The sequence below is a fragment of the Undibacterium sp. GW821-FHT11B02 genome (genome assembly GCF_058808955.1).
In genome coordinates, this window is record NZ_JBXASD010000005.1 from 463,015 (window position 1) to 486,968 (window position 23,954).

Annotated in this window: 19 protein-coding genes; 15 read left to right on the forward strand and 4 right to left on the reverse strand. The window is 51.4% G+C overall.

Annotated features, from left to right (window positions below):
• Positions 1 to 9: 9 nt before the first annotated feature.
• Positions 10 to 2,805, reverse strand: a complete 2,796-nt coding sequence (locus AC1RVX_RS13210; protein ID WP_493217050.1) for a choice-of-anchor Q domain-containing protein — start codon at positions 2,803 to 2,805, stop codon at positions 10 to 12.
• Positions 2,806 to 3,131: 326 nt separating this feature from the next.
• Positions 3,132 to 3,731, reverse strand: a complete 600-nt coding sequence (locus tag AC1RVX_RS13215; RefSeq protein WP_493217051.1) for a response regulator — start codon at positions 3,729 to 3,731, stop codon at positions 3,132 to 3,134.
• A gap of 308 nt (positions 3,732 to 4,039) precedes the next feature.
• Between AC1RVX_RS13215 and AC1RVX_RS13220 the strand changes: the two genes are divergently transcribed.
• Entirely contained in the window at positions 4,040 to 4,942 is a 903-nt protein-coding gene (locus AC1RVX_RS13220) for a sterol desaturase family protein (RefSeq protein WP_493217052.1), read from the forward strand.
• Between the two features lie 21 nt (positions 4,943 to 4,963).
• Here AC1RVX_RS13220 and AC1RVX_RS13225 read toward each other — a convergent pair whose 3' ends face one another.
• Positions 4,964 to 6,829 carry a sensor histidine kinase gene (locus AC1RVX_RS13225; protein ID WP_493217053.1) on the reverse strand — a complete coding sequence of 622 codons (1,866 nt, stop codon included), beginning with the start codon at positions 6,827 to 6,829 and terminating at the stop codon, positions 4,964 to 4,966.
• 642 nt (positions 6,830 to 7,471) lie between these two features.
• On the opposite strand from AC1RVX_RS13225, the gene AC1RVX_RS13230 reads away from it, so the two are divergent.
• Together AC1RVX_RS13230 and AC1RVX_RS13235 are read left to right on the forward strand one after the other, a co-directional pair.
• A complete protein-coding gene (locus AC1RVX_RS13230; protein WP_493217054.1) occupies positions 7,472 to 9,040 on the forward strand; it encodes a hypothetical protein in 1,569 nt (522 codons plus the stop codon).
• Between the two features lie 91 nt (positions 9,041 to 9,131).
• Entirely contained in the window at positions 9,132 to 9,827 is a 696-nt protein-coding gene (locus AC1RVX_RS13235) for a hypothetical protein (protein WP_493217055.1), read from the forward strand.
• Between the two features lie 1,406 nt (positions 9,828 to 11,233).
• Here AC1RVX_RS13235 and AC1RVX_RS13240 read toward each other — a convergent pair.
• A complete protein-coding gene (locus tag AC1RVX_RS13240; protein ID WP_493217056.1) occupies positions 11,234 to 12,127 on the reverse strand; it encodes a LysR family transcriptional regulator in 894 nt (297 codons plus the stop codon).
• Between the two features lie 161 nt (positions 12,128 to 12,288).
• Here AC1RVX_RS13240 and AC1RVX_RS13245 point away from each other — a divergent pair, with 161 nt between their 5' ends.
• The 12 genes from AC1RVX_RS13245 (at position 12,289) to sucD (ending at position 23,807) form a co-directional block, all read left to right on the forward strand.
• The gene (locus tag AC1RVX_RS13245) at positions 12,289 to 13,125 is read left to right on the forward strand and encodes an SDR family oxidoreductase (RefSeq protein WP_493217057.1); all 837 of its coding nucleotides are present in this window, start codon (positions 12,289 to 12,291) and stop codon (positions 13,123 to 13,125) included.
• Complete coding sequence (locus AC1RVX_RS13250; RefSeq protein ID WP_493217058.1) at positions 13,122 to 13,730, forward strand: NAD(P)H-binding protein; 609 nt, start codon at positions 13,122 to 13,124, stop codon at positions 13,728 to 13,730. The genes AC1RVX_RS13245 and AC1RVX_RS13250 overlap by 4 nt, the downstream gene beginning before the upstream one ends.
• Positions 13,720 to 15,153, forward strand: coding sequence for an MFS transporter (locus AC1RVX_RS13255; RefSeq protein WP_493217059.1), 1,434 nt, complete (start codon positions 13,720 to 13,722; stop codon positions 15,151 to 15,153). The genes AC1RVX_RS13250 and AC1RVX_RS13255 overlap by 11 nt, the downstream gene beginning before the upstream one ends.
• 31 nt (positions 15,154 to 15,184) lie before the next feature.
• Positions 15,185 to 16,177: an aldo/keto reductase gene (locus tag AC1RVX_RS13260; protein WP_493217120.1), complete on the forward strand. Its 993-nt coding sequence runs from the start codon at positions 15,185 to 15,187 to the stop codon at positions 16,175 to 16,177.
• Entirely contained in the window at positions 16,177 to 17,151 is a 975-nt protein-coding gene (locus AC1RVX_RS13265; RefSeq protein ID WP_493217060.1) for a hypothetical protein, read from the forward strand. The genes AC1RVX_RS13260 and AC1RVX_RS13265 overlap by 1 nt, the downstream gene beginning before the upstream one ends.
• Before the next feature lie 46 nt (positions 17,152 to 17,197).
• Complete coding sequence (locus AC1RVX_RS13270; protein ID WP_493217061.1) at positions 17,198 to 18,763, forward strand: cation:proton antiporter; 1,566 nt, start codon at positions 17,198 to 17,200, stop codon at positions 18,761 to 18,763.
• A gap of 269 nt (positions 18,764 to 19,032) precedes the next feature.
• A complete protein-coding gene (locus tag AC1RVX_RS13275) occupies positions 19,033 to 19,281 on the forward strand; it encodes a hypothetical protein (protein ID WP_493217062.1) in 249 nt (82 codons plus the stop codon).
• A complete protein-coding gene (recA, locus tag AC1RVX_RS13280) occupies positions 19,271 to 20,311 on the forward strand; it encodes a recombinase RecA (protein WP_493217063.1) in 1,041 nt (346 codons plus the stop codon). Before AC1RVX_RS13275 ends, recA begins: the two co-directional genes overlap by 11 nt.
• 90 nt (positions 20,312 to 20,401) lie before the next feature.
• A complete protein-coding gene (gene recX, locus AC1RVX_RS13285) occupies positions 20,402 to 20,860 on the forward strand; it encodes a recombination regulator RecX (protein ID WP_493217064.1) in 459 nt (152 codons plus the stop codon).
• Between the two features lie 242 nt (positions 20,861 to 21,102).
• The gene (locus tag AC1RVX_RS13290) at positions 21,103 to 21,687 is read left to right on the forward strand and encodes a DUF2889 domain-containing protein (protein ID WP_493217121.1); all 585 of its coding nucleotides are present in this window, start codon (positions 21,103 to 21,105) and stop codon (positions 21,685 to 21,687) included.
• 35 nt (positions 21,688 to 21,722) lie between these two features.
• Positions 21,723 to 22,907 (forward strand): ADP-forming succinate--CoA ligase subunit beta, encoded by a 1,185-nt coding sequence (gene sucC, locus AC1RVX_RS13295; RefSeq protein WP_422987772.1) that lies wholly within the window; start codon positions 21,723 to 21,725, stop codon positions 22,905 to 22,907.
• Between the two features lie 18 nt (positions 22,908 to 22,925).
• Entirely contained in the window at positions 22,926 to 23,807 is an 882-nt protein-coding gene (gene sucD / locus AC1RVX_RS13300; protein ID WP_492705579.1) for a succinate--CoA ligase subunit alpha, read from the forward strand.
• Positions 23,808 to 23,954 lie beyond the last annotated feature (147 nt).

Below are 23,954 nucleotides of genomic sequence, written 5' to 3' on the forward strand. Positions count from 1 at the left end.
CAATGAGTTCTACTGCCCTTTGATGACAATCAATACCGTTTCCCAGCCTGGATACCCGGCGCCGCTACCGCTGATGGTTCCGGAAATGTCAAATGCACCTGTTACGTCAGGGTGCCATGCATAGATACGGGAAGTGATGAATGACCCTGCCTCTGGACTCACAAGCTGCCAGGATCCATTTGGGCTAAACGGAATTGAACTGCCGATTCCCAAATCAACCAGTGCCAGAATCAGATCGTTCGCCTTGGTGGTAATTGGTGTTGGTGAAGATTGCGCAGTGGATGCAAAGCGTGGGCCAGAGCTAGTCCCTATAGGAACATCCAGCAAATTCGTAGCGTCCGCATTTTGGACTTCCACCATGTGAATGCTGCCCTGGTTTGGAATTCCGACTGTCAAGGTGTAAGCGCCTGATGTAGACGCCTTTACCGCATACAGGTCGGTACCCATTCCGTCAACGTAGATGCGTCCGAGAGATGCGAAAGAGGCGAGATTGGTATGTCCCTGATTGTCGGACAGTGTTCCTGACACGCCAACTGCGTTATTGTTCACACCCACTGTCACCAAAATCCAGTTGCCTGCCGAAACATTACCAGCAAAATGATGTGTGGTCGTTCCCGGTGTAATCGCGCCAGAATATTGCTGCCGCACGCTGGGCGGGGTGGACGGATCTGGAATTGCAGCGACGGTCGCACTGCAACTTGACGTCGCTCCTCCGTTTGAGCCAGAACAACTCCAGGCCCATGATCCACTGCCGATTAATGATATGGATGACGCAATGCCCACTGAACAAAGGTTGCTGCTTGGTGCCACACTGAATGACTGACCGTTAGCACTACCGCATACGCCGCTGACAGGTGTCGAAACGGGTACTGTGCCGCCACCGATTAGCTCAAAGGCTCCAATATCCTTACTTGTACCTTGTGGCCGCGAGATATTTACTATGTCGTCATTGACGGCAAAGAGACTAGGTTGGGTGGCCGCATCAGCCGCCGGACTTGTCGCCTGCAAAGAGTAGTTTCCCGCAGATGCATCATTGAACAAAGGATTGGCAGAAATAGCCAGGGTGTCGCCAAGTGTGCTTGGCGATGCCACGGTTTGTCCATTGCTAAAGTACAAATTCTGTTTGAAGTCATAGCTGCTGGTCGTGGACGGCGTACTATAATCAATCAACCACGTTGTGCCTGCCAGGGTGTTGGGGCCGTATGCAAATATATTGTGATAGAACTTGTTATGGATGCCTGCACCACTGCCAAAACCTTCGTCCATCACGTAAGCTTTATTGCCGGCTGGCCCGGTCATTGCGTTATACACAGTATTGAACGCAAACCACATGTTTTGGGTCGTGGCGGTTGAATTGATACGTATCGGGTAGAGCTTCGTGCCGGTAATGACATTGTTCCAGCTCTGGGCTTCATAGGTCCCCATATGAGCGCTGCCCTGGTCATTGAAATTGATACCATATTTCGCTGCGTTTTCCATCCAGTTATGGTGAATCCGGATGCCAACAAAGCCCGGCCAAATGCCACCGTGAGGTAGGGTATAAGAACCAGCCCCCGCTTCATTGTCGTTGAATTGCACGGCTGAACCGCCAGTGATATTGTGAATCCAGTTGTAGGCAACTTCCCAGTTCTGCGCCGTGGTGTCAGCATAGATGCCATGGTTCTGAAGTTCAGACGTACCAGCAATATCATGGATGTTGTTGCCAAGAACTTTGTTGCCATTCCCGTGACCAGAAACGCCCGCTGCATTAAGAATCGCGGAATTTCCGGCGACCCAGGGGCCAAGCTCATTGTTGACAACCCGCCATGGACCGGCAGTGTATTGGAAGTTGATTGGTGCAGCGTCACGATTGGCCCCACCCGCCACATCCATCCTTAAATTGGAAACCGATATGAACTCGCCTGAAGTGCCTGCGATGGCAGACCAGGGGCCTGCAATCCCACCTGATGCTCCGGCTGGCGTCGTATAGTGAACTTCTTCTATGGCGTTGCCGTTGATGGGGCCAGGATAGGCCGTGATATGTATCCATGCTGAAGGACTGCCATTTCTGGCATAGGTGCCGCTGCCAAAACGCATCCATGTCTTATCCTGGCCGTTGCTATCGTGCCACGCACCACCGCGAATCACGATCTGGTCGCCAGCCTGCATGGCAAAGTAGGCACCCTTCAGCGTACTCATGTTCTGAAGTGAGCGCCAGGGCTTGGCAATATTATTTGCCACAGCGTTTGTGTCGGAGCCAGATAATGAAACGAAAAGTATTCGTCCGGAACTTGGTGTAAAGGTATTGTCTGTATTGGAAGATGCACCGTTAAACACGACTTTTACGGGTAGTGCTGTCCCCGCAGGGGCACTCCCAAGTGAGCCTACCTGTACGGTTATTTGTTGCAAGCCCGTCTTGCTGCTTGATTTTGCACTTCCCAAATAGCGGTAGTTGGCGACTTCGGTGTCGCCAATATAGACTTTTGTATTGGTTCCCAAGTCGCTGGCCGAGCCAAAATTTTTCCCGAAAACGGAAAGGTAGGCACCTTGATTGTTTTCTCCGCCTGTGGTCGGTCCACTGAGTGTATCGGTATATAAGACTTGAGGTACAACTGTTGTGCTGGATAGTTTTCCGTTCGCTGGGACCGCGCTCAATGTTCCTGAAGCACTTTTTGTCGTTTGCAGCACCGGTGGTGGGTTTGATTGCAGTGTCTGCGGGCCACTTGAAACCGCACTATCGTTTGCGCCCCCGCATGCACAGAGCAGAGAGACTATGCTGGCTTGCAGCATCCACGACAACCATCCAGCCTTGCGAATTGTGTTCATCACCTTACCTCATGGAAGAGTGGATTCTAGTGGAGCCAACAGGGAACGGTCATGTTAAACAATACAATTTTAATTCCGACAAGTTTTTACATTTATTAACAATTTGGGTGGGTTCTTGCTGCCTAAGTCCAAAATCGATCGACCAAAGCGCTTTCTTTTATAAGCGACGTACCACCCGTGCACAGGTGGGCATTACGCCAGGTGGACAATGTAGTCGCTTGGTCACTCGGTGAAACGCTTCTATCTTTGAATTGAACTTGAAGATATTCTGGGTGTGCAGTCTGGAAGAATCGGACAATGGCGACAGAACTGCCAAGCTTGTTGGATCAGATCAGCTTGAGTAGCTGCACCTTGTGGATCAGTTGCACGACATTGCTTACCTGCAGTTTGCGCATCAGGTTCTCGCGGTGTTTGTCAACCGTCTTGACCGATAGATTCAATTGCGCCGCCATATCCGCACTGGAATGTCCCTGGTATATCAATTGCACAATTTGTAATTCACGCGCTGTAAGATCGATCACACAACTGTCAATTTGCTGCTGCACAGCATCGCTGATGACAATCTGGCCAGCCATCACCCTCGCGACGCAGTCCAGTAATTCTGCTCCGGAAGACTCTTTCAACAGGACGGCATCGGCATGCGCATCTTGCAACTGCTTCAAAATAACGCCGGATTGCGCACCTGTTAATGCAATCACTTTCAGCCCAGGATAGCGCTGCTTGCAATAGGCCAGTACCGCCGACGATTCACCGCCCGGCATGTGGTAGTCAAGAATCATCAAGTCAATCGGCTGCTGCTGCAGGATTGGCAGTATCAGTTCCAGGCTACCAGCCTCTGCCGCCACGTGATAACCTGGCTGATTTTGCAGTAATAGTTTGAGACCTTGGCGAAACAGGGCATGGTCGTCAGCGAGCAGTATTTGCATACAGAGGATAGGATGGGTAGATGTTGAATTTCCAAGATGTTACCTTATTTAGGAAGGCTGCAAATGATCTTCGTTTGGCTGTTGTTCTGCATTTGTTTGGGTTATGCGCAGACGCTGCCATGGATAATCCGGGAAATCAACAACTTCAGTAGCGTCCCCATTCCATTCAAATAATTACTGTGGTTTCCGGAAGCTACGGTGTTTTCCGTATTGTTTGGTAGCGCGCCGATCCTTATCCTGAAGTTCAAACAGCATCTGGTCTGAACGCTCGATGTTGACAGCGGTACTCAAATTAAATGAACCTCCTCATGTCTCCACTTGAAAAATTGTTGCTGGTGATTGTCGTACCGACTATCCTGCTTTTGGTGCTGACAGAGGCGATTGTTTTATCCCGGCGTCGGCAATATGATTGGCGCGCATTTTATGTATCCGTAATGGATTTGATCTTGCGTATTGTCTTAAGAGCCTTGCTGCCTTTATCGATTGCCACGCCATTGGTGTATTGGGCCTTTTCCCATCGGCTGACTACCTTGCAACTTGATGGCTGGTTGCCAGTGTTACTGCTGTTTTTGGGACAGGAATTTTGTTATTACTGGTACCACCGTGCGGCCCACACCACACGCTGGTTCTGGTGCAATCATGCTGTTCACCACTCGCCCGATGAGCTCAATTTATCGGCGGCATTGCGAATCGGCATATTAGGCAAGTTTTCCGGTACGGCACTATTTTTTATTCCATTGATTTGGTTGGGTTTTGATCCACAGCTTGTACTGGCATCACTGACACTTAACTTGCTCTATCAGTTCTGGATACACGCGACCTGGATTCCCAGGCTGGGTTTCCTGGAAGGCATTTTAAATACTCCCTCCTCACACCGCGTGCACCACGCAGTCAATATTGAGTATCTGGATGCGAATTTTGGCGGTGTACTCATCATCTTTGACCGCCTGTTCGGTACCTATGTCAAAGAACGTGACGACTTGCCTTGTCGTTATGGGTTGCTGCATCCACCGATGAGGCATAATTTTTTTCAGATTGAATTTTTTGGCTGGATGAGTTTGTTGCGGGATTTGTCTGCTGCCCGCAGCGCCCGCTCTGTGCTGGGCTATTTATTCATGCCACCGGGCTGGGCTCCTCATGGCGAGGGTAATACTACGCAGGAACTGCGTGCCCGGCACCTGGCGAATCCAGTAACAAACAGCAAGTGCTAAGTATGGGAAAAAGCGTGATTTTTATTCTGGTACAGCGAGCGGTATGTGGATAGCGAAGCAGCTTCCACGCCCTGCAATGGAGCTGATCCTTAATTGGTAGTTGCAATGCAGGCACAGATTTTTGACGATGAATAAGCCAAGGCCGAAACCATCCCCGCTCACCGCTTGCTGAAATGGCTGTAGCATACGTTGCTCAATCGCCTTGGGGATGCCCGGGCCGGTATCATACACAAGGATGTCGATGCCGTCCGGACGCCGCCTGGCACCGAGCAAGATACGCCCCTTCGGTGTATAGCGGACCGCATTGGCCAGCAGGTTGGCCAAAATGCGGTACAACAATAAAGAATGCCCGGCAAATTGCAGATTGCTGGGGTGTACCGACAAGCGCAGACCTTTGTCGGCAGCATTCTGCTGAAATGCTTGCCCAAGCTGGCTAAACAGACTACCGAGTACGATTTGCTCAGGCTCATGCAGATCTTGGCGCACTTCGCCAATCACATCCTTGAGCAGGGATTGCGTGTACTGGAGCGTGTGATCAATATGGTCGATGAGCGGTCCGGCCGGATGTTGTTGATGTAGCGCCGTGATAGCAAAGCGCAACGATGCCAGCGGTTGCGCGATGTCATGGCTGGCCGCTGCCAATCGCAATTGCTGCTCGCTGGCCTTTTCCAGCGCCGCGAATTTCTCTTTTTCAGCGTATAGCAATTGTTCGGTTTCAGCCAAACGCTCAAGGCGTTGTCGTGTTTGACGAGCACCCAATTCATTGATCTGCCGGATCACGGCCGCACCAAAAATAATCGTCTCGCCCAGGTAGCCGAACTTGGGGTAGGCCAGCAATGGCAGGTAAGACGGCAGGTTAACCCCAAGCACAACATAGATCAGCAGCACAAAAGGAAAAAATGCCAGCATGATCCCGCCCGCCAAATAAAAGCGCGCTGCGCTGATGCCTTGGCGTACACCCAGAATGGCGCTGAGGCAACCGATCACTGAATAGCTGATCACGATCAATGCCGGAGCAACGTCGTGTGCCAGCAAAATGTGCAGCACGATTGCTACCAGCGCCGCACCAAACAGCCATTTGTGCAAGATATACAGGCGCGGCATGGACTGCTTCATTTGCAGGAAATTGACAGCAAAGGCGATATGACTCATCACGACCAGCATGCCCAGCACACCAGGTGCCCGCATATTCCAGCCAGGAGAGTCGGGCCAAAAAAAGGCGAAGGGATAGCCCTCGGCCTGAGCGATAAATAAAGTATTGGCGAGCGCCACCGCCCCGTACAAGCGCAAACCGGTGCGGCGCTGCGAGCTAAAGCCCAGCCACAGCGTGAGCGCCACCGCCAGCACCAGGCCAAAGAGCAATCCATTGAACATATTGTCCACGGTATCGCTGCTACTCAGCTTCGTGGCGCTCAGTAAGCGTGCAAACATCGGCGTCTTCGCGTGGAAACGAAAGCGGTAATAGACATAGATGGTAGCCGGACCAGCGGCCAGGGTCAGTGGTGCAATCAGGCTGCGGTGCATGACGGGGCGCGCAGCGAAATTGCTGGTACTGTCGAGATCGAGCACAAGTTGGGTGTGTCCGTCTTGCATCAGATAAACCCGTGCCTGATAGGCGTCTGGAATACCCAGGTCGAGCATACGTGTTGCGGGGCTGGCGACCAGGTCAAGGCGATACCAGTTACCTTGCTGCCATTTGCCTTGCTTGGGGAGGACAAAGTCTTGTATTGCCAGTTCGCTCAGTGCTTGCGCACTCGTGATTGTTTGTGTGCATTTGGCAAGGTTGATTTGCTCCTGTCCTTGTACGTCACAAGGCGCGGCCTGCGCGGAGCAGAGAAATGCGAGTAGCAGTAAGAGAAAGCTTGCAGCACGGGCGTGAATGTTCATCCTGGGGCCCGATTAGGGTATGACAATGCGGTTGATAAGCGTGCCGAAAGTGTCAAGTTATTTTTGCATTGCCGATCTGGAATATCCCGTTCCATTCATGTTGGCCAAAATGGTGCCACGGCAACGTTGCTACAGAGATTCTAGGTTGTTTTCAGGTCAAAAACAATACTCACCATAGATTGCTTTCTGCTATTCAAGTCGTCGCTTTAGCTGAATTTTCCCCCAATGCAGCCCTCTGTTATGAGTTTATCTGCGGGAGTTGTGAGATCCGTAAAAACGTGAAAATCGCAAAACATTTCTCCTGAAAAAGTGCCTTTACTCTTGCATTTCGTGAACCAATCTTCGCTCCAGCGCTGGCGCTTGGACATTCTTCTTGGCAGCCATAGACCGGATTCTTAACGGAAATCGTCATTTCCTGAGCGCTTCAATCCGCTTGCCCGGCTTGCAAAAATAATGAGGCTTATTTTAAAAACTACGGTGTTTTTCGTATGGTTTGTCTAATTTGCAATCTGTAAAGTGATCATCAGGCTTAGGGATAAATATACGACGACGTGAAGTGAAAATACCAGGGCTTGCGTGGCGCCAGGCCATGCCTGCCATCCGGCAGATTGATTTCAACCACACCAAAATAAGAGGTCTCATATGAAAAATAATTCAAGCATCAAGTTTTCAAAAACACTATTGGCAGGGCTCTGTTTTGCCCTGTTCACCGGTAGCGCCTCAGCCAGTATTCTTGATACTGTTGAGAAGGGACTAGAGAGTGCTGGCAACACTGTTGCCGGAGCGACTCAAACGCTGGCTAATGGTGTTACGGTGGTCGTCAATAGCGTCACTGGTGAGGCCACAGCCGTCATCAACGGCCAGACCTATGTGGTGCGACAGATAGGTGGTGAACTGGTCTACATCAAGAACGCACTGGTTAGATTTACGTCGACGGCTAATCCCTATGTCGGCGCCACCACTGCCATTGATGCCATTAATAATTTTGACGGCAAGCTGATCTCGCTGGGCTATAAGGTCTATAACACAAATAAAAATATTGATCTGATCAATGGCGTCATGCTGATGTACAAGCAAGTCGAGTCGGATAAAAATACAATAACCAGCCAGACTGCCAGACTCTCGAGCTTACAAAGGCAATCTCAGTCAGCTCCCAAAGTTCTTAAAAATTCTTTGCAGAATCAAATTAACGATGTGACGTATCAAATCGCGTATTTAAACAATGAATTGAACTCACTTGCTCAAGGGCTTGACTATCAAATGAAAGAGATTGCCAGCTCACCACTGAGTGTTGAGGACAAGCTTGGCCTTGTCAAAAATATGCAATTTTTTATTGCTGTGCTGCGCGACCCCCGCTTTGATAATCAATTGATTGCCGCACTTAAAGCAGGTGCAGCAGAAGTGAGGGCAGGTTTCGATGCGGTGGATCAGTTCATTGTTGGTAACCTTTTTTATGGATACAAATTTGCGCTTGCCTTTGCAGCGCAGGGGGATGTCCAAGCACAAGCTGCCGTGCTCAATGCCAAGATTGCGCTCTCCAGAGGGCTCACCAACGCTGCGTCAAGTACTAACTCAGGTCCCAATGAGGTGCAGAGGGCCTTGACCAGGCTGGCTAACACCGCAGGTTCCTTCAGTAGCGGCGTGCCAGTGACACAGCAGGTGCGCGACGACATGAAATTTTTGGCGACTGCATTGAAATTCATCGGGCCCGATGCCTCGGCGCCGTATATGGACAAAGTAACAAATTCCAGCATCAGCATTAATGTGGTGTCCGATGCTAGCGCTATTGGCGGTGTTAAACAAAGTTATGGCATAGCCATGAATCTGTTCCCCTCCGCTGATGGTAGCTATGAAGTTGGCTACGTCTCAGGCTATGGCGGGTCGGTAGGTGCTCAGGCCGGCGCGGGCCAAAGTTATACCTTGACCTGGTCGCCAGGCTCCATCAAGAATGCAGTTGGCGCGAGCGTTGGCGTTGGTGTGGCAGGTATGCTGGACTCAGGCGTATCGGTCGGCGTGAATTGGGACCCGGTCGCGCTTGGCAAAGATTATGCCGATGTCAGCGGCTTCTTCAAGCCCAGTCTGACACAGTTGACGAGCTATGCTCTGCCACCGGACGCGATTCCGAGTTTCACCATCGGTATTGGGTCTGCAGAAGTTGAGCTGGCTCTGGATGTCAATGTTGGCTATACCAAATTGTGGGCTTTTAACTGATCTTCAGAGGAAGTGCCAGTGGCAGTAATGCATACGCCATGCCGCCTCCGGGTGGTATGGCGGTGGCCGGTGCCAGGTAAGGGAGAATGAATTGAAAAATCTGATAGTGTTGGCATGGGTCGTTGTAGCAGCATCGGGTTTGAGCGCATGTAGCAATGCAGACAAAACAGCAGATGCGGCAAGGTCGGATCATATGAGTGGCAACGCCGTTGATCAAGCGGCCAAAATGGATGTGGCAGCGACCTGGTCTGATTTTAAATTGGAAAATAGTGGTTTTTCGGTAAAAGTACCTGCCACAGTGCAATGCATAGACGTGGGGCAAGATAGTAGAGGAGTAGGCAAGAAAATATGTGCGGCTGAATCTGAGCATACTTTGATGACGATGACGATATCGAGCATGCCAGGCAATGTCAACGCTGCAAGAATCAGCCAGTCGCTAGATCGCTCCAGCAATCAGCATGATTCAGGCGGCAGCATATTTACCAACCCTTTCGCTACTAAGCGCGACAGCAAAGTCGTGTACGATGCTGGCAATAAAGCGAACTATGATGTGTCTGACCCTTCGAGTATCAATATGCACGGCGAGGTGTCCAATGTCACCAGCACCAAAGTGGGAAATTTTTCAGCTACAGACTACACGCTGACGAACGAGCAGGGCGATGCACGTAGCCGGATGGTGATCAATGGGCGTTACCTGGTAGAAATTGGCATCATCGCCAAAGTGGCAGGTGACGTGGCTATAGCCGAATCCGAACGTTTCGTCGCGAGCCTGAGGTATACGCAATAAGACACGCAATAAGACACCCAATAAGGAGCAGCTTTGCGTGAAAAGTGAAGGACGCATTGTGCGTTTCGCTCAGGCGAATTGTCAGTGGCTACTTCATCAATATTCTGCCAAAGTTTTTACGCCCCCCCAAGGCTGTCGTCGCACGAAAAAGAGTCTGTCGCCATTGGCAGCCCCTGCCAGACTACGTGCCCAGAATATCTTGAGGCCGAGTCGAATGATAGATGTGTTGCGCCGTGCCGTTGATAACAACGGTGATATCGTCAATCCCTATTCACTACAGGGCGTGACAAGGCGTCAGCAAGCCGTTTCCAGGAACCCATGTTGGGACGCACGGCGCGCCTGGAGGATCAGCATTGATAACAGCGCATCCAACACAGAGCCATCCTCAGCTTGCTTTTTGACCTCAGCGCAGACAGCAGGATGTGTCACTTGTCGAAAACCTGAACAGCATTAAATGAAAATCGTGTCGATGTTCATTTAACTTTGAACTGCAGAAGCAGCGGAATCAAGTACATACAAAACTGCAGGCAATTTAAGTCTGAACTATTTTTTCTTTTAACTCTGAATTCGTAAGGTTTTTTTTTATTTAAGTTTGAACTTTAAGATATCGTATTCGTTTGCTAGCCGAACTGACTCTGTCGGTTTGATCCACCTTCCACGTCCTAGCGAAGTCTGTCACCCGGTCATACGCCCCCTCAAATCCCAGTTCTTTTTGGTTCGGATGATTTGTTTTAAGCAGCCTGGCTGCTTACGATTTTTACCCGTTTCGGTTTTAAGCCAGCTTGATTCTGGTGGGAACGGACGCGCTGTACCCAGCCAGCGTCAACGCCATCCTGGCCGATGTGGCCCAGCTCGCCAAGCCAGGCTAAGTGCCGGAGCTGTAGAGCCACAGTCTGCGGCGGTGGATGGCCACCAGCGCTCAACGGGCTGGTGCCATGGCGGTACGGTGCAGGGCTATATCAAGGAAGCGGAAGTGTTTTTTTTCCAACGCTGCGGGCAGTTTGCTCTGGTCATGCATCGAGATGAGCAGAACTCTGCAAGATTGGGAGGGAAACTGTAATCATAGCTTTACTTTATTCATTGATGCGCTTCCTGTGGTGCGGGCTATTCAGTCCAATATTTACTATGGCGGTTCTATCAAACCTGTGACTTAGGGAGGCTGGTAAATCCTTTGGACGAAATTGGTCAAGTCATATTCAGCGGAATGAGCAGGGAAATTCCGCTTGGCGTGATACATCGATCCAAGTCTCAAAAGCATTCGCAGAGTGTCGAACTCTTGTCTTGAAAGCGCACCCGTCATGACAGAACTTTCAGGAGTTTTTCGTTTCATTCAGTGTAGACGAGTAAATTGCTTGCCACGGGGAATTTGAAGCGGATACTGATCCATCCACGCATGGCGCCAAGTCCTATTCACTAAATCGAAGGGTATCGATAAGGATGCGAAACGCTTGGGAGTTTTGGCGTCGTACTGGAAAATACAGCTGATAGCCATCAAAAGCTGGGCACCAGCCGTCTAAGACCTGAACCAAAGTTCCGTCATCTAAAAACGGTTGGACAGCACATTCGAGCAGATAGCCTATGCCGTGTCCTGCACGAGCGGCCTCTATTACCAGATGAGCACGATTGAACACCAATTGCCCGTCCGTCTTAACCTTGAACTCGCGCGCGCCAGTGCTAAATTCCCACGCATATCTGCTGGCGTCCGGTGTTAAGCGCAGGTTGATGCAGTGGTGGTGAGAGAGTTCGGCCGGGGACTTGGGAGCTCCGTGCTTCTTTAAATACGCGGATGAGGCGAATGCAGCCATCCGCAGTTTAGGACTGATCGGAATGGCGACCATATCCTTTGGAACCGGCCCACCAATGCGAACGCCGGCATCAAAGCGCTCCTTCACGATATCGATGAATGCATTGTTCACTTCAAGCTCGATGTTAATTTCAGGATATTGTGAAACGATGCGACTAATGGCCGGCCACAGGATCGTGGATGCGACGTATTCCGATGACGAAATTCGGATCGTTCCAGCGGGCTTTTCGCGGAAATGAGTCAGATCAGAGATCCGCTCATCAATATTGACTAAAGCTGGGACCAGGGTTTCGAGCAATCGGGCCCCAGTTTCCGTCGGAGTGACGCTTCGCGTTGTGCGAGCAAGCAAGCGCATCCCAAGACGTGCTTCCAGTCTTCGGATAACGTGGCTCAAGGCGGATTGTGAGAGCCCTAGCTTCTTCGCGGCCGCCGTAAAGCTTCTTGCTTCCGCGACAGCAACAAAAATCGTCAAATCCGCCAAATCTTCACGTTCCACATACACCTCATTAATGAAATTGAGTCATGAGTTCAATTATAAAAATGCGTCTAGTTTATTGAATGAGGAAGGTTTAGTCTACTGGCTAACTCGCCATTCGGGCTAATTGCACGTCAATTTGCGGTGCTATTTTTTACGGGCAACAATCTACGGAGATCATCATGAAAGAAGTTGTCGCCGTCGTCGGAGCAGGTTTCATCGGCCAAGCGATTGCACGCCGGGTCGGTGCTGGCAAACATGTGCTGCTTGCCAATGTCACAAAAGAAAGCGCTGTCGAGGCTGCCGAGGCGCTCGCCAACGCCGGATTCGAAGTTAGTGCGGCAGCCGTTGACATATCGTCGCGCGAATCGGTAAAGGCGCTTGTCAATAAGGCCCAAGAACTGGGAACTGTCACCAGCCTGATCCATGCGGCAGGCGTATCGCCATCTCAAGCGCCCATTGATACCATCTTGAAGGTCGACCTGTATGGGACAGCGCTCGTTCTTGAATTGTTCGGCGAAGTCATTGCGCGTGGCGGATCTGGGGTCGTCATCTCTTCCCAGTCAGGCCATCGCTTGCCGGCATTGACTCTGGACCAAAACCAGGCGCTGGCGACTGTGCCGACTGAGGAGTTGCTCAAGCTTGACATGCTGCAACCCGGGAAAGTAACCGATACGCTACATGCCTATCAACTGTCCAAGCGTGGGAATTCCCTGCGAGTGATGGCCGAGGCAGTACATTGGGGCCGTCGTGGCGCTCGAATCAATACGATCAGTCCGGGCATCGTCATGACACCACTTGCGCGTGACGAACTCACCGGCCCACGTGGGGCAGGATATCGCCACATGATCGAAACCTGCGCCGTAGGTCGTGCCGGCACGCCTGATGAGATCGGCAATCTGGCAGCGTTTTTAATGGGCCCCGATGGCGGGTTCATCACGGGCAGCGACATTTTAATGGACGGTGGTGTTACTGCCGCCTATTGGTTCGGCACGCCATCAGGGAAGAATAGCCAATGACGAAGGTTCTAATTCTTGGCGCCAATGGGCAAATCGCACATTGGGCGATCGATCTCTTTCTCGAACGCGGTGATGTTAAGCTCACACTCTTCTGCCGCCGTGCGAAGCGCTTGTACCAGTACGCCGGCAATCCCCTTGTTGATGTCGTCGAAGGAGATGTACTCGACGCACAGACGCTGGCCAAGGTGATGCCCGGCCACGACGTCGTCTATGCCAATCTTTCGGGAGATCTCGTGCAAATGGCGCGGACGATTGTCATTGCGATGAAGGGCACCGGGCTAAAGCGCTTAGTCTTCATCAGTTCGATGGGAATCTACAACGAGGTACCGGGAGACGACTATGACAAGGTGCTTGATCCTTATCGTGATGCGGCTGCTGTCATCGAAAGTTCTGACCTAGACTACACCATCTTGCGTCCGTCATGGTTGAGCAACCGGGACGAGATCGAATACGGCACCACCCAAAAGGGCGAGGACTTTCGTTTTGCCGGGGATCTGGTTTCGCGCAAAAGCGTTGCCGATCTCGTCGTGCAACTGGTGACAATTCCAGGTATGGAGACGCGCCGCAGCTTGGGCGTTCACAGAGAGTTTGGCCGTGGATGCTAGTTTAACGGTGCCATCCTCGTCACATCGTGGAGCACTGGTCGCCACGATCCTGGTCAGTTACGCGATGATCGTGATTGATAACTCGATCGTGATTACCGGCTTGCCTTCCATTCGTGACGGACTCCATTTTTCCGCCGCTGGCTTGTCCTGGGTGCAAAACGCCTATGCACTCGCGTTTGGCGGCCTCATGTTGCTTGGCGCGCGCGCGGGCGATTTGTTAGGGCGACGCTTTATCTTCAACCTTGGTCTGGGGATTTTTACCTTGGCCTCATTGGCTATCGGCCTGGCGACATCACCGGCATGGCTGGTTGGTGCGCGCGCTGTACAAGGGGTCGGCGCCGCCATCTTGTCCCCATCCACACTAGCGTTGCTGGCGACAAGTTTTTCGGAAGGACCAGAGCGGAACCGCGTTCTTGGATGGTATGGCGCCGTCGGAGGGGTTACTGCAAGCATCGGTTTGGTGCTGGGCGGCATTCTTGCGGATTTGGTCTCCTGGCGTGCTGGGTTCTTTGTCAATGTACCGATCGGAGCTGTGCTGATGTGGTCCACAAGACGCTATATTGCTGAAACCCCAAAGCAGCCAGGGCGATTTGATATTGCGGGGGCCGTATTCTCCACTGTTGGCGTTGTTGCCTTGGTGTATGGCTTGGTCCACGCTGCTGAAGAAAGCTGGCTGCACCCAGGAACCGCGCTTCCGTTGGCGATAGGTTTGATGCTACTTACAATGTTTTTACAGATAGAGAGCAAGGCTGAACAACCAATTCTGCCACTGCGCTTGTTCTCTAGTACAGTCAGGTCGGGCGCGAACGCTGCGCGCGTCCTATTTATTGGCGCCGCAATGGGTTTCTTTTTCTACTCCACGCAATACCTTCAGGGTGTATTGGGAATGCGCCCTATGTGGGCGGGTCTGGCCTTCTTCCCATCGATGCTTGCAAACTTTCTTGGTGCCTTGGCTACTCCGCGTCTCGCAAAGCGCTTTGGGAACAATACGGTGCTGGTAAGCATGCTGACGATTTCGCTTGTCGGTATGGGATGGCTCGGACAGATTGGCGTGGAGACGCCTTTCCTGCTTGGTGTGGAACTGCCAATGATGTTGGTTGGTACAGGTATGGGTTCAACCCTGGCGCTCCTGACCATTAACGGAGTTGCCGGCGTCGAGCCCGGAGATGCCGGCTCTGCCTCTGGATTAGTTGGTGTGGCACATCAATTGGGCGGCGCTTTTGGTCTGGCAATCCTTGTTGTTGTATTCGCCACGCCAGTTGTTCCGGCCGGAACAGCGTCAAACGTCGAACTTGCACACCGTATCGGCGTGTCACTCACTGGCGCGGCAATTCTGCTGTCCATCTCGCTCCTTTTGGTCCTTTGGTATGTGGTTCGCCGCCCAATCCTGGCGGGGGGCGAAACCACTGGATGTTCCGATTAAAAGAAACTACAAACAAATGAAAGTGAAAACCATGAAATATGTCAAACTTGGAAATACCGGTCTCGATGTCTCCAAAATCTGCCTCGGGATGATGAGCTTCGGAAAACCAGGGAGCGAACACGGCCTCTTCCCGTGGGCACGCGATTTTGAAGAGGCCAAGCCAATTTTCAAAAAAGCGATTGAACTGGGCATCAATTACTTCGACACCGCCAACGTGTACCAACTTGGCACCAGTGAAGAGGTGACCGGGAAACTTATCCGGGAATTTAATCTTGATCGGGACGATATTGTCGTGGCAACCAAGGTGCGCATGGAGATGCGCCAAGGCAAGCCGAATGGTAGCGGCCTTTCGCGCAAAGCCATCCTCGGCGAAATCGACAAGAGTCTGAAGCGACTCGGTCTGGACTACGTGGACCTGTACACGATTCACCGGCTCGATCCCCTGACTCCCATGGAAGAAATTATGGAGGCACTCCACGATGTTGTGAAGAGCGGCAAGGTGCGATACATTGGCGCTTCGACTATGTATGCTTGGCAGTTCGAACGCATGCAAAACATCGCTGAGAGAAACGGCTGGACGAAGTTCGTCGCCATGCAGAACCATTACAACCTTATCTATCGAGAAGAAGAGCGCGAGATGATTCCGCTCTGCGAGGATCGCAAGATCGCGCTGACACCATGGAGCCCACTTGCCGGCGGTCGCCTGGCGCATCCGTGGGGAACTTCGACAGCGCGCGTCCAGGTCGACGAAGTGTCCAAGTGGGTTTGGGACGGCACCAATCCAATGGACAAGGTGGTCATTGACAACGTTCAAGAAATGGCCCATGCACGCGGTATTTCGATGGCTCAAATGTCGCTGGCGTGGATGCTCAGCAAGCCATACATCACCGCACCGATCGTTGGAACAACCGCCATCAAGCACGTGGAAGAAGCTGTGGCGGCCCTTGATATTCAACTCTCCAGCGATGAAATAATGGCGCTCGAAAAGCCCTATGTCACGCATCCTGTGCTGGGGATGATGTAATGCCGTCACATTGGAAGCAAGTTCTTGTCGCGGCCATAATCGGCGGCATCATGCATTTCTCTGCTGTGGCTGAGCCATTGCCAGATGCAATCACGTTCCATGCAGATCAGGCATATCCCGAAAGTGTGGCTTGGTCGCAGCGCCAAAACGCCTTCTTCGTCGGTTCCCTTCGTCTGGGAACCATTGGGATTGTTTCGCCTTCCGGCGACTATCGGAAATTTGCGTCAGACAAATTGATGTTCGGGTCAGGTGGTATCAAGTACGACGCCAAACGCAACTGGGTTTGGGCTGCACTCTGCGATATTGGGGTCTCGATGGCCAGCTCGCCGCGGACACAGGGCAAGACTGCCGCAGTGATTGCTTTTGATGCGAAGTCTGGAAAGCGGAAGCGATATATCGATCTCGCGCCTCTCGTGCCAGGTGCTCACTGCGCCAATGATCTTGCGTTCGACGGCGCAGGCAACATCTACGTGACCGACAGTTTTGCACCGGTCGTCTATGTGATCGATCAGAAGATGAAGGCGCGGGTATTGGTCAGCAGCGAGAAATTCGAAGGGCAAAACTTCAACCTGAATGGTATCGCTTATCACGATAGCGGGTATCTGCTCGTCGGGAAGCACAATAGCGGCGATTTCTACAAAATAACGCTCAAACCAAGAGTCGAGGTCCAGATCGTTGAATTGTCGATCAAGGTTCCCGGCGCCGACGGTATTGAATTGCTGGGCAAGACTTCGATGATCGTGGCCCAGAATCAAGGGTATGACCGCGCCATGCTGTTGGCGAGCATCGACGATTGGAAGTCCGCCAAGGTTCAAGAGCTGGCTAAGAGCGTGGTATCTTTCCCTACTGCTGTGACAACGAGAGGAAAGGACGTCTACATGCTGAATAACCGCGTTGATACACTCATCGATGCTTCTGCAAATAAGGTCAGCGATTACGTCCTGCAGCGCTTGCCGGCGGTGAAGAGCGAGTAAGGTACACGCTCAAGATGAAGCAAGTATTTCATAGCGGGGAGTAAAAGTGGAAACGTTTGAATGGATTCTAGTACTCCTCCTCGCTGCTGCGGCCTTGGCCGAATTTGCTCGCCGCTTTGGTGCTCCTTATCCGACGATGTTGGCGCTTGGTGGCGTAGGTGTCGGACTAATTCCAGAAAGCCCTCGTTGGACACTTGATCCTCAACTGGCTCTTACCCTATTTGTAGCCCCCGTTCTGCTTGACGCCGCCTATGATACGTCTTTGCGAGACTTGCGCCGGCAGTGGAAGCCGGTTGCGGGTTTGGTTGTTGCTGCAGTTGCTACTACTGTCGTTGGGGTTGCGCTAGTTTGCCGCTGGCTAGTGCCTGGCACGCCGTGGGCGGTCGCAATTTGCCTCGGCGCAATCGTAGCGCCGCCTGACGCAGCCGCCGCGACCGCCGTAATGCGCCAAGTCGGACTCCCTCATCGGGTGCTGAGCGTACTTGAAGGCGAGAGTCTACTCAATGACGCAAGCGCGCTGTTGGTCTATCGCCTAGCGCTAATGGCCATCATTGCCGGGCCATTGGGTCTGAGCGATTACCTGCCGGTTTTTCTTCTTACGGTGTTCGGAAGCATTGGTGCCGGAATTGGCGTAGGGTTTGTCATTCGGCCGGTGGTGAGTGCGCCCAAGCATGTCCCGACATCATTGATATTGCAGTTCGTTGTCACGTTTGGAGTCTGGATACTCGCTGAGCGTGTCGGACTTTCAGGAGTTCTGACCATGGTCGCGTTCGCCATGACAATGGCGCGAGACGGCGGACCGAAGATTCCTGCGAGCATGCGCGTCCCCATTCAGGCTGTTTGGGAGACAGTCGTTTTCATGCTCAATGCACTGGCCTTTGTCTTGATAGGCATGCAACTGCGGTCGATCTGGGAGCGGCTTGGTAACGGCCCTGGGCGCGTAGAATCTGTCACTGTTGCAGTGTCCGTTTTGGTCGCTGTGATAGCGACCCGCTTTCTTTGGGTCATGACCTACAGTGCAATTTCCAAGCGTCAGGAACGGGGGCGCCCAACTGGCGGACGAGCGAAACGGACATGGGGCGGTAGCGTCGTCGTGTCCTGGGCGGGGATGCGCGGTATCGTTACCTTAGCAGCCGCCTTCGCGATCCCGGAAACCCTGCCAGACGGCTCAGCCTTCCCTTATCGGGACTTGATATTGCTCAGCGCATTTTCGGTCGTATTTGGGACGCTGGTAATCCAGGGGCTCACCATGAAGCCGATTATTCGCATGCTGAAGCTGGATGAAGATGACGCAGTGGCGAATGAAGTACGACTTGGTCGAGCGCAAATGTATCAGGCGCTGATTGACTTCATTCAGGATGACGATTCTTTTCATGCAAAGCTGTTGCGCAAGGAGTATCAGGCAATTGTTGATCTGAATGTCGGAGGCGATCGCATTCACCCGCTCACTGAAGTTCCCGGCGGGCCGTTGATAAGATCAGCTCTGGCGAAGGCGCGGCAGAAAGCCATTGAACTTCGAAATTTGGAGATTATCGGTGATCAGGCATTTCGCGTGCTTGTTCAAGAATTGGATTGGGCTGAACTATCAGCTGGCGGGAATGTGGCGGAATAGTGGCTTCGCGTGATTCCGAACTTTGACGTTTCGTCGCTTAGCGTATGTTATTTTCTGGGCTCTGTGCTCGATTCAAGTCGAAGTTCATGAGCATTTTAGACCCGACAAGGGTCATGTCTGACCTTCGAGGGGGGGGGCAAATTTCACTTGCATTGAGGTATCTGATCTAGCGTTCGCATCGACTAAAGTGAAGGAACATAGTCGAAGATCGACGTTGGCCTCTTAAGATCATAAGAGTTCAGAGTTAAGTGAAAAAAGTTCAGAGTTAAATGAAAATCGAAATCGAAATCGAAATCGAAATCGAAATCGAAATCGAAATCGAAATCGAAATCGAAATCGAAATCGAAATCGACACTTTTCTTGCTTTATCTATAATAAGCTTGCGTAAAAGATATTTTGAAAATGTCGCTTGCATAAATCACTGTTTTTTTATACAGTACTGCAAAACGCAGGAAATTAAACCTGCACTTCATTTTTCCACCCGCCGCTTATTGAATGAAAGAATGTATGGACGATAAGAAACCAGAAAATGCCTCAGAAAAAGCAAAGGCACTTGCTGCCGCACTGGCACAGATAGAAAAGCAGTTTGGCAAAGGTTCGGTCATGCGCATGGCCGATGGTGAGGTGGTAGAAGAAGTGCAGGTTGTGTCCACAGGTTCACTGGGTCTGGATATTGCACTGGGCGTTGGTGGCTTGCCACGTGGTCGTGTTGTTGAGATTTACGGTCCTGAATCGTCAGGTAAAACCACGCTGACATTGCAGGCTATTGCTGAAATGCAAAAACTGGGTGGCACTTGTGCATTTATCGATGCGGAACATGCGCTGGACGTGGGTTATGCGCAGAAACTGGGTGTGAATCTGTCTGATTTGCTGATTTCACAGCCAGATACGGGTGAACAGGCACTGGAAATTACGGATGCGCTGGTACGTTCTGGCAGTGTTGACCTGGTGGTCATCGACTCTGTGGCGGCTTTGACGCCACGGGCCGAGATTGAAGGTGACATGGGTGATTCTTTGCCTGGCTTGCAGGCACGTCTGATGTCTCAGGCTTTGCGTAAATTGACAGGCAGTATCAAACGTACCAATACCCTGGTGATCTTTATTAACCAGATTCGTATGAAAATTGGTGTCATGTTTGGTAGCCCTGAAACCACGACAGGTGGTAATGCGCTGAAGTTTTATGCTTCTGTGCGTCTGGATATTCGCCGCACTGGTTCTATCAAGTCTGGTGACGAAGTGGTGGGCAATGAAACCAAGGTGAAAGTTGTGAAGAACAAGGTGGCGCCGCCATTCAAAGAAGCGCACTTTGACATCATGTATGGTGAAGGTACATCCCGCGAAGGCGAAATTCTGGATCTGGCAGCTGACGCCAAGATCATAGAAAAAGCCGGTGCCTGGTATAGCTATAATGGCGAACGCATTGGCCAGGGTAAGGATAATGCACGTACTTATCTGAAAGAGCGCCCTGAGCTGGCATTTGAAATTGAAAACAAAGTTCGCTTGCATCTGGGTGTGCCTTTGTTGATGGCAGCAGCAACGGCTGAATAATAAGTCAGGCAGGCGCCCTGAGCCTTGAATCATGCCAGTTGGTGGCGCGAGATACTTGCGCTGTCTGACTGGCATTTTTGTTTTTAAAGTATGAAAAGACCTCCACTTAGCCTGAAAGCCAGGGCGCTGCGTTATTTATCCATGCGTGAACATAGTCGTATGGAGCTGGAACGCAAGCTGGCGCGCTATGCAGAAGAGGGTGATGATGTTGAAAGTGTGCTGGATTTTCTGGAGGCAGCCAAGTATCTGTCTGGAGAACGTTTTTCTGAATCGTTGGTGAACCGGCGTCAGGCTAGATTTGGCAACAATCGCATACTGGCGGAATTGCAAAGCCATGGCCTGGATGCGCAGGATATAGAGCACGTCAAAGAAGAATTAAAAGAATCCGAAGTTGAAAGAGCGATTCAGGTCTTGCATAGAAAATTCCCCCATCCGCCGCAAGATCATCAGGAAAAGATGAAGCAGTCAGCATTTTTGCAGCAACGAGGTTTTTCCAGTCGTGCCAGCCAGGCAGCCATGCGCGCTCCACGCGATGAGGAATTGTCATAATAGCAAAGCATTCTGACTGTGTAGCAATACCACCAACAAAAATATTGATTTTCTACTTATATTTTTGCATAAGCTTAGGTAGAAATCGTCTTAAATTGTAGTCGTATGATGAGTTCTGTGCAGGTCTGTGCTAAACTCTGCTGGTTTTTTTGCAGGGCCGCAGGAGCGGCTGTTATCGTAGAAGCTGCGGTAACGACACGCAATTGTGGCTAATTATTCAGAATGAGCCGCCAGCAGGCATGATGCCCTTATCTCCGTCCACTAACAGACGCGCCTTGAAGCATACGCGTACTATCCAGATCGAAGCGTTCGCGCGCGATGATGGGTTGTGGGATCTTGACGCCCGTATTACTGATTATAAGCCACGCGACATTACTCTCGCTTCCGGCACGCGCCCTAATGGCGCGGCCCTTCACGACCTCAGCCTGCGCCTGACCATCGATTTGCAACTCAATGTTGTGGATGTCGAGGCTGTCTCTGACGCGGTTCCTTACCCCGGTTATTGTGAAGCGATTGCTCCAGATTACAAGAAGTTGATCGGCCTGAATCTGCTACGGCAGTTCCGCCAGGGCGTGAAAGAACGCCTGTCCGGCATTCATGGCTGTACCCATTTAACCGAAATGGCGCAAATTTTACCCACTGCAGCAGTCCAGGCTTTCGCCGGTGATGTCGTTGATACCCGCGATGGCGCAACCGATGATGAGCAGCAGTCAGAACAACCTTTTCAACTCGATCGCTGCCATGCCCTGCGTACTGATGGGCCTGCGGTTGTCAAGTATTACCCGCGCTGGTCAAAGACCTTGTCCAGCGTGAAATCACCCAGCTAGTTTGTTTGTTTAATTAATTATTTATACCTCAGTGTCTGAAGGGAAGTCGTATGAAAATTCATGAGTATCAGGGTAAAGAAATCCTCCGCAAATTCGGAGTGACAGTACCACGCGGTATTCCATGCCTGTCTGTTGACGAAGCTGTCAAAGCGGCTGAAACGCTGGGCGGACCAGTTTGGGTCGTCAAAGCACAGATTCACGCCGGTGGCCGTGGTAAGGGTGGTGGCGTGAAAGTCGCCAAATCCCTGGAACAAGTGCGTGAATACGCCAATGCCATCCTGGGCATGCAACTGGTTACCCATCAAACCAGTCCTGAAGGCCAGAAGGTACGTCGCCTGCTGATCGAAGAAGGCGCAGATATCAAAAAAGAACTGTACGTCAGTATGGTGACTGACCGTATCAGCCAGCGCGTGGTCTTGATGGCCTCCAGCGAAGGCGGTATGGACATTGAAGAAGTGGCAGAAAAACATCCTGAGCTGATCCACAACTTGGCAATCGACCCGACCAATGGTCTGCAAGATGCAGAAGCGGACGACATCTCCCGCAAAATCGGCGTGCCTGAAGGTTCTATCGCTGATGCACGTGTACAGTTGCAAGGTCTGTACAAAGCCTTCATGGCAACTGACTGCTCCCTGGCCGAAATCAATCCTTTGATTTTGACTGGCTCTGGCAAGGTTATCGCGCTGGATGCAAAATTCAACTTCGACGCGAATGCCTTGTTCCGTCAACCAGAAATCGTGGCTTACCGCGATCTGGATGAAGAAGATCCAGCTGAAATCGAAGCCTCCAAATTTGACCTGGCTTACATCTCCCTCGACGGCAATATCGGCTGCCTGGTGAACGGTGCTGGTCTGGCCATGGCAACCATGGATACCATCAAATTGTTCGGCGGCGAACCAGCCAACTTCCTCGACGTAGGTGGTGGTGCGACGGCAGAAAAAGTGACTGAAGCCTTCAAGATCATGTTGAAAAACCCAGGCCTGAAAGCCATCCTGGTCAACATTTTCGGCGGCATCATGCGTTGTGACGTGATCGCTGAAGGCGTGATCACTGCATCCAAAGCAGTTTCCCTGCAAGTGCCACTGGTTGTGCGCATGAAGGGTACCAACGAAGACATCGGCAAGAAGATGCTGGCTGACTCTGGCCTGCCTATCATCGCGGCTGACACGATGGAAGAAGCAGCGCAGAAAGTTGTTGCAGCTGCTGCAGCTAAAGCTTAATAATCGCAAGGAACAGATATGTCCATCCTGATCAATAAAGACACCAAAGTCATCACCCAAGGTATCACTGGCAAAACTGGCCAGTTCCATACGCGCATGTGCCGCGATTACGCAAACGGTAAAAACTGTTTCGTCGCTGGCGTGAACCCGAAAAAAGCTGGCGAAGATTTCGAAGGCATCCCGATTTTTGCTAACGTCACTGAAGCCAAGGCAGCAACAGGCGCGACAGTGTCTGTTATCTATGTTCCACCAGCAGGTGCAGCGGCTGCCATCTGGGAAGCTGTTGAAGCCGACCTGGATCTGGCAATTTGCATTACTGAAGGCATTCCAGTCCGTGACATGATGATGTTGAAAGACCGCATGGCTAAAGCTGGCAGCAAAACAAAATTGCTCGGCCCTAACTGCCCAGGTCTGATTACTCCAGACGAAATCAAGATTGGTATCATGCCAGGCCATATCCATCGCAAAGGTCGTATTGGCGTGGTTTCCCGTTCCGGTACGCTGACTTATGAAGCAGTGGGTCAATTGACTGCACTGGGTCTGGGTCAGTCTTCTGCTGTTGGTATCGGTGGTGACCCTATCAATGGTCTGAAGCACATCGACATCATGAAGATGTTCAATGATGATCCTGATACAGATGCCGTTATCATGATCGGTGAAATTGGTGGTCCTGACGAAGCCAATGCTTCTTACTGGGTACGCGACAACATGAAGAAGCCTGTTGTTGGTTTCATCGCTGGTGTGACTGCGCCTCCAGGCAAGCGTATGGGCCATGCGGGCGCGCTGATTTCTGGTGGTGCAGATACAGCACAAGCCAAGCTTGATATCATGGAAGAATGTGGTATCAAAGCAACCAAAAACCCGTCCGAAATGGCGCGTTTGCTGAAAGCCATGCTGTAAGCTTCTTTCGGTATAAATGAATGAACTAAAAGAGTCGCAGATTTTGCGACTCTTTTTTTGTTTATGCTTGCATTTACTAAGGATATCAAGTGCAAATAGATTTCCTTAATGTTAAGCTTAACTTATAGAGAAAAAACCAATCCATTC